Below are 13,926 nucleotides of genomic sequence, written 5' to 3' on the forward strand. Positions count from 1 at the left end.
CCGGTTTTAAAACCAGAATACTATCAAAAATCACTTCTTTAAAGGTTATACAATACATTAATAAAGTCATTTTTGATAGAAATATTAATAATATTAAAGTTAGTATTATTTAAAATGCACAACGGGTAATACTATATAAATATTTCTATTAAGGTAAGAAATAATTTTTATGGATTTGACATTGCTATTTTATGAATATTTTATTTTAACACTCTTTAACAAATAATTTTTATTTCTTATTTTTGTGGAATTTAATTTTATAAAATGAAATTACATAGATTTTCTTTATTGATGCTTGCTTTGGGTAATATAACATATGCTCAGACTCAACAATTCACCATGGCTGAAGCTGTCAATGGAATGAGAACTAATCTGGCAGTGAAAAATATTTCTCAGTTTTCATGGTCATCAGATAGTAGATCTTATGTTCAGGCTGTTAAAGATGGGTATTTAATTACCGATTTAAAGACAAAGAAGCAAGACACATTGATTTCTCTGAATCAGTTAAACCGATATTTTTCCGAGGAAAAATTTAAAGTCATTCCACAGATTAAGTTCGTGAGTCATTCACAAGGTTATTTCAGTGCAAATAATACAATGTTTTGGATTGAAAAATCTGGAAACGATTGGAAGGTTACCAATTCGAGTATTTTAGAGGAGAGTGCTACTAATGTAAAAGTCTTTGAGGATAATAAAACGGTAGCTTTTACCGTAAAGAATAATCTTTATATTAATAGAGATGGAAATTTGACCTCTGTGACCAATGACTCTGATCTCAATATAATTAATGGACAAGCAGTTCATCGAAATGAGTTTGGAATAGATACAGGAGTTTTTCCGGCTCCTAATTCTGAGAGTGTGGCATTTTATAGAATGGATCAAACGATGGTAGCAGATTATCCTATTATTGACTGGTCGGCAACACCTGCTGTTAATCAAAATATAAAATACCCAATGGCTGGGGAAGCTTCACATCAGGTTACCTTACATGTTTTTAATATTAAAAGTGGCTCTACTACAGTTTTAAAAATTGAGGGAGAAAAAGATCAATATCTTACTGCTGTTACCTGGAGTCCTGATTCTAAATATATTTTTGTAGGTGTTTTAAATAGAGAGCAAAATCATATGAAGATGAATCAGTATGATGTAGCAACTGGAGATTTGGTAAAAACTTTATTTGAAGAAAAAGATGCCCAATATGTAGAACCGCAACATTCTCTTATATTCTTTCCTAATTCTAATACAGATTTTATTTGGCAAAGCCAGAGAACAGGATACAATCATTTATTTCATTATAATTTAGAGAAGGGGTTGATTGCTCAGATTACTAAAGGTGATTGGGTAGTAACAGATGTTTTAGGTTTTAATGAAAAGAAAAAAGAAATTTATTTTACTTCGATTAAAGAAACACCTCTGGAAAGACACCTTTATAAAATAAACTGGACAAATTTTAAAATGCAAAGGCTGGAAAATGAAGAAGGTGTTCATAATGGAATTTTAAGTAATGATGGAAATTACTTGTATGATGTATACAGCAATGCATTTACCCCAAGGATTTCTAATATTATTAATACAAACACATTGAAATATGATCGCATTCTGATGGGGGAAAATCCCTTGAAGAACTATCAAAGACCTGAGGTGAAAAATGTGACTCTTAAGGCGGATGATGGAACACCTTTGTATGGGAAGGTTATTCTTCCAACCAATTTTGATTCGAATAAAAAATATCCTGTGATTGTTTATTTATATAATGGACCTCACTTACAATTGGTAACCAACAATTTTCCTGCTTCGGGAAATCTATGGTATGAATATATGGCCCAACACGGATACATTATTTTTACAATGGATGGAAGAGGGTCTTCAAATCGTGGATTGAAGTTTGAGCAGGCAGTATTCAGAAACTTGGGAACTAATGAAATGAATGATCAGATGAAGGGCGTTGAATATTTAAAATCATTACCGTATGTAGATGCCGGGAGGATGGGAATTCATGGTTGGAGTTTTGGTGGTTTTATGACTACAAGTTTTATGCTTCGTAATCCTGAAGTTTTCAAAGTAGGTGTAGCTGGTGGTCCTGTAATTGATTGGAAAATGTACGAAATTATGTATGGTGAAAGATATATGGATACTCCACAAGAAAATCCGGAAGGGTATGCTAAGGCTAATTTGTTGGATAAAGTTCAAAACTTGAAAGGAAAATTACTGATGATTCACGGAGCTCAAGATGATGTGGTGGTATGGCAGCATTCTATTAAATTTATAAAGTCGGCAGTTGATAATGGGGTTCAGATGGATTATTTTGTTTATCCGGGACATCCACATAATGTAATGGGTAAAGATAGAGTGCATTTGATGCAAAAGGTGACAGATTATTTTGATCAATATTTAAAAAAATAACAATATAATCCGGCCAGCAAGGTCGGATTTTTTATTGTTAGGGTAAGTGGAATTCTTGTTTAAAATATAAATGAAATTTCATATATCATGACTCATTGTTCTTATCAAATATCAATGTTTTTGGATTTTATTAATTGTAATTTTGGAAATCTAAAAATTTAAAAAACTAAAATATGGAATTAGGAATAGGAATGTTTGGTGACTTGGCTTTCGATAGGGAGACTGGGAAATATAGAGATGCAGGGGTGAAAATTCATGAAATTCTTGAACAAGTGAAGCTTATGGATGAGGTGGGTATAGATGTTTTTGCTATGGGAGAACATCATAGGCCTGACTATGCAATTTCATCTCCTGAAATCTTATTGGCAGCAGCAGCAAGTATTACAAAAAATATAAAACTTGCAAGTGGAGTAACTGTTTTGAGTTCCTCAGAACCTGTAAAGGTATATGAAGATTTTTCGACATTGGATCTGATTTCGAATGGAAGAGCCGAAATATTTGTTGGTCGTGGAAGTTTTATTGAGTCTTTTCCTCTGTATGGTTATTCTTTGGATGATTATGAGAAACTTTTTGAAGAGAAATTAGAGTTGTTACTAAAAATTAATTCTGAAGAAAATGTGACTTGGTCTGGCCAGCTAAGAGCCCCGATGAATAATCAAACGGTATATCCAAGAGCGAAAAATGCAGGCAAACTTCCAATATGGAGAGCTGTAGGAGGCACGCCTCAATCTGTTTTAAATGCAGCGCAATTAGGAATGCCTTTGGTGGTAGCAATTATTGGAGGAATGCCTATTCAGTTTAAAAGTTTGATTGAATTTTACAAACAAGAATATAAAAATGCTGGTCATGATATTGCTAATATGCAAATTGCAGTTCATTCACATACTTTTGTAAGCCATGATCAAAAAGTGATAGATGGATATTTTCATAGTTATAAATCTCAAATGGATAGGATTGGATCTTCAAGAGGGTGGGCTCCCTATACAAAAATGCAGTACGAGAGTGGAAGAGGTAAGGATGGGGCTTTGTTTATTGGGAATCCATCTGAAGTGGCTGATAAAATAGCATCCATAAAAGATCTTTTTGGGATTACTCGATTCATAGGGCATATGGATGTTGGAGATCCTACGCATGATATTATGATGGAATCTATTAGATTGTTGGGTGAAGAAGTAAAACCGGTTATACAGGCTTTATAAAAATTAACGGATAGTATTGCTAGATGAGATGAGGGTATATTTCATTCCGAAGTGCTTTTTAGGTAATAATAAAATCCTTGCGGGAGAGATTAGAAGGTGTGTTTTTTAGTTTATAATGTTAAATTTTAAAAATAATGAAGAAGGAGAATATCCCTATTTTATTAGATAAATTGTATTAAATGTTGATTGTGAATATGTATAAAATGCATGTTAATAGTATTTATTTTCTTGTTTTTGAATATTATAGTTATTTTTGCAGAAAATTTTTCATGATTATTGCGGCCGTGATAAAAAAGTAATATTGCTTTTGTAGACGTTAAATATTGTTTTGCTCTATTTTTATGGATATTTCTTTTATATAAAGGAGAAATTTATTAACTTTATGATTATAGTAGCGTGTTAATTATACTAATATTTAATTCTTTGTGGAATATTTTTAATGTATGATGGTCGAATGAGGTATAAGTTAGGGTTTTTAGAGTGATCTAAAAATGTCAAATTGATAAATATTAAGAACTAAAACTAAATTAGCTATGATGAGAAAAACAATTCTAACGCTTCTGTTCCTGAATTTTTTTTGTTTTTTCTTGGCACAAAGTACTAAAGCGTCCAATATTAACAGTAATGGGCTGAAGATATTAGTGTCAGAATATAAAATAATTTACAAAAAAATAAAAGGAACTGTAGAATCTTTACTTGCTCAAAAAGGACAACACTCAAATTCTGAAGATTGGAATCTTATTCTCAAGTCCGATAAAAGCCTTGCTTCAGTGAAGGCTAATAAATCAGAAGAAAAAAAAGATATTTTCAAAAAAATAAGACTCAATTGGATATCCGATATGGCATATAATTTTAAGCCAGGTATATTGGACGATGAGTTTTTCTTATATAGAGCTAGGATCTCGACGGGTATAGATTGGCTTGCTTTGGGGGAAGGTAGTTATAAAAATTATTATACAAGAAATGCTTTGGTTGCCAAGCAAAATGAAGTGGATGTACTGGAGAATATTTTACAGAAAAATCAACTTAGCACCAAAAGCAAACAGATAGAGGTACAGCGTTTCTTTGATAATGAAAAACTAAAGGTAGTTTCCATGTATCAGGATATTCTTGAAAAGCTTTATCATTTTAATGCCTTAGAAAAAGAGCATGGTTTGTTTAATGATGCTGAACTTGCTCTTTCTAAACATCAATTAGATAAAATATCGATTGAGAAAAAATATCTAGAGACTAAGTATGGATATGGTAACAATTCATTTCAAAACTATACTTCTCTTTTGTATTCGGAGATGCCTGATCTGCCTGCAGTTGAAAGTATTGATCTTGATTATATTATAAAAACAAAAGAACTCTCTTTACAATTGCAGAAAGATATGCTTAAAGAAAGGGAAAAAAATAGAAAGCAACTCGATGTAAGATTGAAGTTTAGATATAATTATTATGTTGCTGAAAAGAATTGGAATTTTGCTAGTGTCGGAGCAACCATTAACCTTCCTCTAACTTCAGAGAGTACAAAAAAAGCAGATGAATATATGATCAATGCAAAAGCAGATGAATTGAAAGACATGCGTTTGCTATATAAGAATACGCTTTATGATCTGTATAGAGAATATTATGATGCAAAGAAGGAGATAGAAATTATGGAGAATAAAGTAAATTATTTTCAAGCTTCTTTATCTCTAAAATCGGCAGATGAAAATAGCGATACTTTTAGCCCAGCCGGATATTTAAAAGATGCTGGAGGATTTATGGAAAATGAACTTAGTATCTTAGAAAAAAAGGCTGATTTATGTGATAAATACCTTGCCTACATGATGTATGCTAATAACCAAAATCAAGAAAAAATGACAACCATTACTAATCCTGATAATGTGGGGAAAGATACCTATTTGTGGAGTAGTTTTTTTAATAATAATACGAATACTTATCTTATTAATCTACTTAATCATTGGCATATTACGAGAGTGTATGTGTCTGCGGGAAGTTCTACAAATCAAACCAAATTGGCTGATTTTAGATCTCTTGCTCAAACGAATAATATTCAAGCATACAGACTTATAGGTGAAAACTCTTATGCAGCAACGGATAGTGGCTTTGTCAATCTTCAAAATGCCCTGATCGCTACAAAAAATATGGGATTTGAAGGGGTTCATTTGGATATTGAACCACATGTATTTCCTGATTATAAAGATAATGTAGAATTATATGCGCAGAGGTGGATTAATCTATTTACGAACTCCAAAGCTTGGTGCGATGCAAATAATATGCACTTGAGTGTGAGTGTGCCTATGCATCTTCCTTTGAGTGTAGCGACTGTATTGAGTCAAAATAATATATTAACTTATATCATGGCCTATGATTCATTAAGTTTGGATAAAAAACTAAATAAAACAGCAGATATGAGGACTATTTTGGGAAGTAGTAATTTTGTTTGGGTATTTCGAATAAATGATTTTACAGATTTTAATGCTCTTCTCAGTGCCGAAACAACGGTTAGTGGAGCTGGTGTCACCCAAATTGGGTATTATGATTTATCACAAATGAATTTATTTAAGCCCTAATGGAAATAGATTTCACTAAAAAAAATATTTCAGATCATTACGATGAAAAACCATTGAAAAAACGAAAGTGGGATAGATGGCTTTATATCGCGATTTTATTAATACTTCTTTTTTCTCTTTTAAAATGGCTTATATCTCCTTGGATATTCAATTACGCTGATGGGTTTTTATTGCAAAATCAGTTTGATGTTAAATTTGCTAATGATATTCGTGTATTGGAATATAAAGTAAAGCAAGGACAGACCGTAAGAAAAGGAGATACGATATGTATTTATGAACTTTATTCCGATACAGATATGGGGAAAACGTTTATCCAAGATTCGATAAAATCAATAATGGATGGACAGGGTTCAATAGAGAAGGGAATTGCATTGGATAACGAAATTAAAACGAAAGATCTTATTATCCAAGAATTGACTCAAAGGCTTGCCTTTTGGAAGAAGGAGAGAATCCGAAAGGAGAAGCTAGTTTATCTTAATTATATTACTCCTAATGAGCTTGCGAATGTAGATCGATCAATAGATGATGTTAATTTTCAGCTTCAGAGCCTAAAGGCTGAGGTTAGGGTGCTAAAAGGGCAGTATGGAGGCTTAACTGAAAATGATAATAAGAGAATATTACTGTCTCAGGAAAGAAATAATATATTAAAAAAACAGCGTGTTTTTGTATCTCCTGTAAACGGTAAAATAGATCGGTTACGAATTCTGGAAGGGCAGGTATGTTACAAAGGAGAAATTGTAGCTTCTATTGTTCATTCCGGCTATTTTGTAAGAGCTTATATTGAATTAAGCGACCTGGATGATTTTAGTGAAAATGATATTGTGGCAATAAAGCTTCCTTATGGATTTAATAATACATTGAAGGGGAAGGTTAAGAAAATATATTATGTATCCGAGCTGAAAGATATTACACTAATGAATAAGTATATGAATGATAACCAATACGGTGTTGTCGTTGATATTTCCCCGGAAGATGAGCGTACTTGGCAAAAAGTGAAAGTGAGTAACATACCCGTAAAGGTCAGAAAACTTAAATTTGATTAGCACATGGCAGAAAGAATTATCAATATAAAAGATTTTACTGTTCTTCTTCTTGAAGATTCTATTGAAAATAATATTTTGCCTGAAGCGACATCTGCTGATATTTGGATTGTAAATCATAAGAGTGCATGGCATGTACTTCGTTTTTTAAAAAAAATAATACGTTCTTCAGATCCGAGAATTTATTTGAAGCCAGTTTTTCTCCAAAGAGAATTTAAAAGCTTTTATAAATTTAATAGAGAGTATAATCTGAAACAACTATGCGATGGCTATATAGAAAATTTGGATATTTCAAAAAATATAATTGGGATACAGCATATTTTTGATTTTATTTCTGAATTGAAGAAACGATCCGGCTCCTTGTATGAAAATAATAATGAACATTTTTGCCGAATAGCTTACTATTGTTATTCCCGCCAGAAAGATATTAAGATATTTGAAAGCCATGACTCTTTAACAGGTTATTCATATCCACGATTGGAAGCGCATTTTTCAGATCGAAATGAAGCTTACTTAAAGGGAAGGAGGATTTTAAGAGAGGCACATAAAAATAATTTCTTAAAAAGAGAATATGTAGATACCACTCATATTTGCAAAAAATGTAATTCAGGTTTCTTGATTTATCGGGAATCATGTCCTAGTTGTGGGGGCCACGATCTACAAGTGAGATCCCTTATTCATCATTTTAGATGTGCGTATGTGGGACCGGAGGATGAATTTAGAAAAGAGAACCATCTTTCATGTCCTAAATGCTCGGCACAGCTAAGGAACTTAGCTGTAGATTATGATAAGCCAGGTAAAATATTTTATTGTAAAAATGAGAAATGTGGCAAAGAGTTTCAAAAGCCTCTTATCGCTGTACATTGTGTAAATTGTAGTACTGAGCAGATGCCTTACGAACTTAAAATTGAAAAAGTATATCAATATGAGCTTACTTCTGAAGCTATAAATGAAATTATAAATATAAAATCGTATTAGTGGGAAGCGTTTGGGGTTCTTTTTTTTCTCATTTGAGTGCGTGGGATTGGGAAACTATACTCCACTGGGGTTGGTATGTGTTTGTTATTGACATACCTAGATTCTTGATTTTAGAAGGTATTGTTTTATTTGCCAATTTTAGAGATCGTTTTTTTACGCGTGATGAATGGAAAGAAGCGCATAAAAAACTATTAAAAGAAGAGCCGTTGGTTACGATTTTGGTTCCTGGGCATAATGAAGGGAAGCATCTCTATAAATTAATTGTTTCTTTGAAGGATCAGACTTATAAAAACTTTGAAACAGTTATCGTAGATGATGGTTCGACAGATGATACAGCAGTTATAGGAAGGTATTTTGAAAAAACAGGAGCCGTAACTCAATTTCTTAGATCGGAAGTGAGAGGAGGAAAGGCTTCAGCTGCTAATTTGGGACTTAAGTATTCAAAAGGAAAGTTCATTGTTCACATAGATGCAGATTCTTCTTTGGCGCATGATGCTATTGAAAAAGCATTAATCCCTTTTTACAGATATTCTTCTGTGGGAGGATTAGGAGGTAACCTTGTCGTTCGAAATGAAGAAGACTCTTTGACTACTACGATGCAATATTTGGAATATCAACAATCTATTTGTACTTCAAGGATTGTGCTGTCTAAGCTTGGAATTTATAAAATTATTTCCGGTGCTTTTGGAGTTTTTCCCAAGGAAGTGTTAACTCGAGTGGGAGGTTGGGATGTAGGGCCGGGGCTAGATGGTGATATTACGGTTAAGATACGTAAACTAGGTTATAGAATTCTTTTTGAGGAGAGAGCTGTATGTAAAACGCATGCTCCTATAACATGGAGAGCGCTTGTAAAACAAAGGATTCGTTGGTCTCGTTCTCTTATCCGGTTTCGAGTAAGAAAGCACCATGATATTTGGGTTCCAAATAAGAACTTTAGGTGGTCTAATTTCTTCTCCTTTTTTGAAAATGTTTTTTTCGGCTTAGTGTTAGATATTACGTGGATTTTTTATATGCTTCGAATAATAATTGAAAATCCTGATTTTTTAATTGCTTGGATACCAGTTAAATATTTATTATATTTGTGCCTATATTTTGGTCAGTTTCTGATTTCTGTGAAAATTGTTAATGATCGGAAAAAGTTTTTTTCAAAGATATTATATGTACCACTTTATCCCATTTATATGGGAGGTTTTATGAGAATAGTAAGAACTATCGCATATATTGATGAATTCTTCTTTTACGATTCTTATCATGATTCATGGAACCCTCAAAAAACATCCAAAAAAGCAAGAGAGTATGGTGCTTAATAAAAGCATTTATACGTTTTTAATTAACTTTTATTTTTTTATAGTGTTTAAACAACTAATAACTGAAAAAAAACTTATGTATAAAAAACTGACTTTGGTGTTCGGGTGTTTATTGCTTTTAGTAGCAGTAAACTGTTCTGATGAGAATAATTTATTGCCCGAAAACAATGTAACTTCTGGAAATGAAATTACTGATGGATCTGTTACTCTAAGATATGGAGGAGGGGATTTGGATAAAAACCTTAATTTTGTCAATACTAAACTCTCTTTTGTCAATCTTAGTGAGGATGCGGGTGAGCTTTCTAATGCGAGCGCACAGGCGTCTGTAACCTATACGCCAAATCTTTCTGGAGCTATCGCAGCAACAGGAAGCAACTGGTATAATATTAATAATAGTGAAACGTATTATATTCCTGAAGGAACAACATTTACCGGTGGATTTAATTTTAATTCCGCAGGTAAAATAATTATTTTAGGAAATTTAGGAGGCTCTAACTGGATTAATGTACCTAATAACGGTAGAGTAGAGGTTGGTCCTACAGGAAAAATTTTAAGTACAGCTAATTTTCATTTAAATAATGGAGGTTTGCTTTACAACTATGGGGTGACAAATTATACAACAAACTCTGTAGATGGTACAATATACAATTATAATGAACTGGCTTTTAAAAATGCAATAAGCCTTAATAGTAGTTCTACTGTTAATAACTATTGTAAAATGACCTTTGAATCTCAAACAAATTACCTTAATGCAAAGCTTAATAATGAAGGGTATTTGATATTTACCAAAGGTTTTCATATCAATAGTTCAGGAAACTTGAATCTTATCCCTGGGTCTTATACTGAAGTTACGGGAGGTACAGTTTCTATGGATGGTAAAATTTCCAATTCAGGATCGGGATATGCAAGAATGGACTTCAGTAATGCAAGTTTGGGATATCTTAATGCTACACCAGCTGTAACAGGTTCTGTTGATCTTAATTTTACGAATACTAACTATACTATCTTCCAGGGAACTAACAATACGAAGATTACTTCACAGGTTACTCTTAATGGAAATACGGATATCGCTGCTAGCGGATGTGTACCACAGAAAGGAGTTCCTCCATGTAATAATAGTCAGCTTCAATTTACTCTTCTAGCCAATGTAACGAGTCCAACAGTGAATAGTGCTATCTTGAGTGCTACTTCAGTGAAAATGTTAAATGGACTAGCTTACGTATCTTATCATACTAATGATAACCTTTATGGAAGTAGTCCGTATGGAGCATTAAGAGTGTTCAATGTCTCTGATAATGCTAATCCATCCTTAATTAGCGAAGCTATATTCAATAAAGTTGAATTTAACGACGTAAATGTAGATAATGGAATCCTATATGCTGTGGGAGGAGATAAAAATGGGGCTAGATTGGTAACTGCACCGCTTGCGAATGGAACATTCAATACTCAAGATCTTACCTTGTTTAAAGATTATAAGCTTCCAAGTTCTTCTGGTAAAGGTTCTATATTCTATAATAATAGTCTTTGGGCAGTAACAGGAGCAACAGGAGGTGGATACTTTAAATTAAATCCTGCAAGTAATTATTCTGTTTCAGAACAAGTTTACTCTACAGGAGATAGATCTAAGTATGTAGCACGTAATGATGCTTATCAAGTATTCTTTGCGGTTGAAGCGAATGGAGCATTTGTAAGAATTGCAAATTCAGATGGCTCTAGCCCTAGAACTTATAGCTATTCAGGTCTTGCACAAACTGTTGTAGATGGTAAAAATACTTTAGTTTTAGATACTGAGTATGCCTATATTGCTTTAAGTGATAAAGGGGTTGCTAAAATAAAACTAAGTACAGGAGAGCTAGTGAGTCACTTTGTTCCAAGAAACTATATGGTAAACAGTGCGAAAGTATTCAGTCAAACTGGTCTTACCAATGGGGTGGCGGTGAATAATTGTTATTTATATTTGGCAAATGGTACTGACGGTGTTATTGTATTAAATAAAAATACATTTAACGTTGTAGGTTACTATAAGCTTAGTGCTTCTGCTAACTTTATCCATATTAACAATAATGTCGCATTCGTTGGAAATGGACAAAATGGATTAAGCATAATCAAAATTAACTAAGCGGATTGATTTTAATTTAAACAATATAAAAGAATAAAGTATATATGATGTCTCCTATATTTTGTATAGGGGGCATTTTTATTGCAAATGTATCTCAATGAGTCTATATAATGTTATTAATAAAAGCCCCAGGAAAAACTTTTTTCTGGGGCTTTTATTAATAATTTGAGGGCTTTATTATTTAATAAATCCTCGACTTCTCAAAAGAGGTTTAATATCGGGATCATGTCCGGTAAAATCTCTAAACGCTTGGTTAAGGTCTACCGAGTTTCCAACAGAAAGAATGTATTTTCTGAAGCGATCGCCATTCTCTCGGGTTAATCCACCATTATTGGTTATCCATTCCCATGCATCATTGTCTAAAGTTTCAGACCATAAGTAAGCATAATAGCCGGCAGAATAACCGCCTCCCCATATATGAGCGAAATAAGGAGTGTGGTATCTCGGTGGAACTGTGGGTAAAGTAAATCCATGGTTAGATAAAGATTGTTGTTCAAAATCTAGAACCGGAATAAGTTGAGCTTCATTAGATACCGTATGCCAGTCCATATCAACCGTAGCTGCAGAAACAAGCTCTGTCGTCATATATCCTTGGTTGAAGGTAGCTGCTTTTTTTATTTTATCCACTAATACTTGTGGTATAGGTTGCTTAGTTTCGTAGTGGATGGCGTAGTTCTTTAAAACCATAGGATCAAGTGCCCAGTGTTCGTTGATTTGGGATGGGAATTCTACAAAATCTCTTGGTACATTGGTTCCTGAAAGAGAAGGGTATTTTTGGCTCGCAAACATTCCGTGGATAGAATGTCCAAATTCATGGAAAATAGTTGAAACATCATCATAGCTGATTAATGAAGGTTTTCCCGGTGCTGGTTTCTGATAATTATAGCAATTTACAATAACTGGTTTTGTACCTAATAAATAAGACTGCTCAACAAAGTTGCTCATCCATGCTCCTCCGTTTTTAGAATCTCTCGTATAGAAATCAAGATAATAAATCGCAATAGATTTACCATCGTGATCGAAAACTTCATAGGTGACAACATCCGGATGGTAAGTTGGTAAATCAGTTCTCTTTTTGAATGTTAATCCATAGAATTTTTCGGCAGCGAAGAAAACGCCTTTTTCCAGAACTGTAGTGATTTCAAAATAAGGCTTTATTTCACTTTCATCCAGATCAAATTTTGCTTTTCTTACCTGCTCAGCATAGAAATTCCAGTCCCAAGGCTGCACCTTAAATCCTCCATTTTGCTGGTCAATTAAATCCTGAATATCTTTTGCTTCACGCTTTGCCGTTTCTACAGCAGGTGTAGCAACCTGATTCATTAGCTTAATAGCTGCGTCTGGTGTTTTAGCCATTTGATCCTGTAGTTTCCATTCTGCGAAACTTTTTTTGCCTAAGGTTTGGGCTTTTTTTAGTCTAAGCTTCGCCAGTTTTTCAATGGTTTCTCTAGTGTCATTTCCATCATTTTTTTCAGCTCTTAGCCATGATGCTTTAAATAGTTTTTCTCTGCTATCTCTGTTTTTGAGGTTTTGAAGCTGGGGTTGTTGTGTTGTATTTTGAAGAGGTAAAAGATATGAGCCTTCTTTACCTGCGTTTTTAGCATCTACAGCAGCTGCAGCAATTTCATCGGTAGATAGACCCTCTAATTCTTTTACATCTGAAAAGAATACACCTCCTTGTTTTCTAGCTTCAAGTAATTTATTGGAATATTGAGTAGAAAGAGACGCTAGTTCTTGGTTAATTTGTTTTAATTTTTCTTTATCCGCTGCAGATAGGTTAGCACCTGCAATTTCAAAGTTTTGTTTATAATATTGCAATAATTTTTTACTTTCAGCATCTAGGCCATTATCTGAAATAGACTTGATTCTTTTGTATAGATTTTCATTAAGGTATATTTTGTCAGTATGAGCAGCAAAGATTGGAGCATATTCTTCATCCAGGGCTTGTAGAGTAGGATTTGTGTTTGCACTGGTTAAATTTGAAAATACAATTACGGCTCTTTTAAGAACTTCACCGCTTTTTTCTAAAGCGATAATCGTGTTTTCAAAGGTTGCAGGTTGAGTATTGTTTGCAATGCTGATTATTTCAGCCTCTTGTTGTTTTAACCCAAAATCAAAGGCAGGCTTAAAATGTTCATTTTTAATTTTATCAAATTCCGGAGCTTCATATTGAAGCTTACTTTTTTTCATAAAAGGATTTGATGATAAAGCTGCTGGAATAGACAGCTCGTTTGGGGTATCGGTGTTTTTCATTGTAGTACAAGATTGATTAAATGCCAAGGTGGAAATTAATAATACCGATGAAATATTTTTCATAAA

At 33.2% G+C, this 13,926-nt stretch carries 8 protein-coding genes and 1 pseudogene; 8 read left to right on the forward strand and 1 reads right to left on the reverse strand.

Translation table 11 applies throughout. The features are described from left to right. The 8 genes and pseudogenes from CHRY9293_RS18705 to CHRY9293_RS10950 form a co-directional block, all read left to right on the forward strand. Positions 1–113, forward strand: a pseudogene (locus CHRY9293_RS18705) (IS982 family transposase); the annotation flags it as partial. 151 nt (positions 114–264) lie between these two features. After that, the gene (locus tag CHRY9293_RS10920; protein WP_162033012.1) at positions 265–2,403 is read left to right on the forward strand and encodes a S9 family peptidase; all 2,139 of its coding nucleotides are present in this window, start codon (positions 265–267) and stop codon (positions 2,401–2,403) included. Between the two features lie 173 nt (positions 2,404–2,576). After that, entirely contained in the window at positions 2,577–3,602 is a 1,026-nt protein-coding gene (locus CHRY9293_RS10925; protein ID WP_162033013.1) for an LLM class flavin-dependent oxidoreductase, read from the forward strand. A 536-nt stretch (positions 3,603–4,138) separates the two neighbouring features. Beyond that, positions 4,139–6,163: a hypothetical protein gene (locus tag CHRY9293_RS10930; protein WP_162033014.1), complete on the forward strand. Its 2,025-nt coding sequence runs from the start codon at positions 4,139–4,141 to the stop codon at positions 6,161–6,163. After that, complete coding sequence (locus tag CHRY9293_RS10935; RefSeq protein WP_162033015.1) at positions 6,163–7,206, forward strand: HlyD family efflux transporter periplasmic adaptor subunit; 1,044 nt, start codon at positions 6,163–6,165, stop codon at positions 7,204–7,206. The genes CHRY9293_RS10930 and CHRY9293_RS10935 overlap by 1 nt, the downstream gene beginning before the upstream one ends. Before the next feature lie 3 nt (positions 7,207–7,209). After that, positions 7,210–8,181, forward strand: a complete 972-nt coding sequence (locus tag CHRY9293_RS10940) for a TackOD1 domain-containing metal-binding protein (protein WP_162033016.1) — start codon at positions 7,210–7,212, stop codon at positions 8,179–8,181. After that, entirely contained in the window at positions 8,181–9,488 is a 1,308-nt protein-coding gene (locus CHRY9293_RS10945; RefSeq protein WP_228455515.1) for a glycosyltransferase family 2 protein, read from the forward strand. The genes CHRY9293_RS10940 and CHRY9293_RS10945 overlap by 1 nt, the downstream gene beginning before the upstream one ends. A gap of 76 nt (positions 9,489–9,564) precedes the next feature. Next, positions 9,565–11,607 (forward strand): hypothetical protein, encoded by a 2,043-nt coding sequence (locus CHRY9293_RS10950; protein WP_162033017.1) that lies wholly within the window; start codon positions 9,565–9,567, stop codon positions 11,605–11,607. 177 nt (positions 11,608–11,784) lie between these two features. Here CHRY9293_RS10950 and CHRY9293_RS10955 read toward each other — a convergent pair whose 3' ends face one another. Continuing rightward, complete coding sequence (locus CHRY9293_RS10955; protein ID WP_162033018.1) at positions 11,785–13,923, reverse strand: M3 family metallopeptidase; 2,139 nt, start codon at positions 13,921–13,923, stop codon at positions 11,785–11,787. Between the last annotated feature and the right edge of the window lie 3 nt (positions 13,924–13,926).

Origin of the sequence: Chryseobacterium potabilaquae (genome assembly GCF_902728265.1) — a bacterium.
Lineage (GTDB): Bacteria > Bacteroidota > Bacteroidia > Flavobacteriales > Weeksellaceae > Chryseobacterium > Chryseobacterium potabilaquae.

Coding starts and splice junctions, on each gene's coding strand:
- CHRY9293_RS10920 (WP_162033012.1), top strand. CDS start 265: ATGAAATTACATAGATTTTCTTTATTGATGCTTGCTTTGGGTAATATA.
- CHRY9293_RS10925 (WP_162033013.1), top strand. CDS start 2,577: ATGGAATTAGGAATAGGAATGTTTGGTGACTTGGCTTTCGATAGGGAG.
- CHRY9293_RS10930 (WP_162033014.1), top strand. CDS start 4,139: ATGAGAAAAACAATTCTAACGCTTCTGTTCCTGAATTTTTTTTGTTTT.
- CHRY9293_RS10935 (WP_162033015.1), top strand. CDS start 6,163: ATGGAAATAGATTTCACTAAAAAAAATATTTCAGATCATTACGATGAA.
- CHRY9293_RS10940 (WP_162033016.1), top strand. CDS start 7,210: ATGGCAGAAAGAATTATCAATATAAAAGATTTTACTGTTCTTCTTCTT.
- CHRY9293_RS10950 (WP_162033017.1), top strand. CDS start 9,565: ATGTATAAAAAACTGACTTTGGTGTTCGGGTGTTTATTGCTTTTAGTA.
- CHRY9293_RS10955 (WP_162033018.1), bottom strand. CDS start 13,923: ATGAAAAATATTTCATCGGTATTATTAATTTCCACCTTGGCATTTAAT.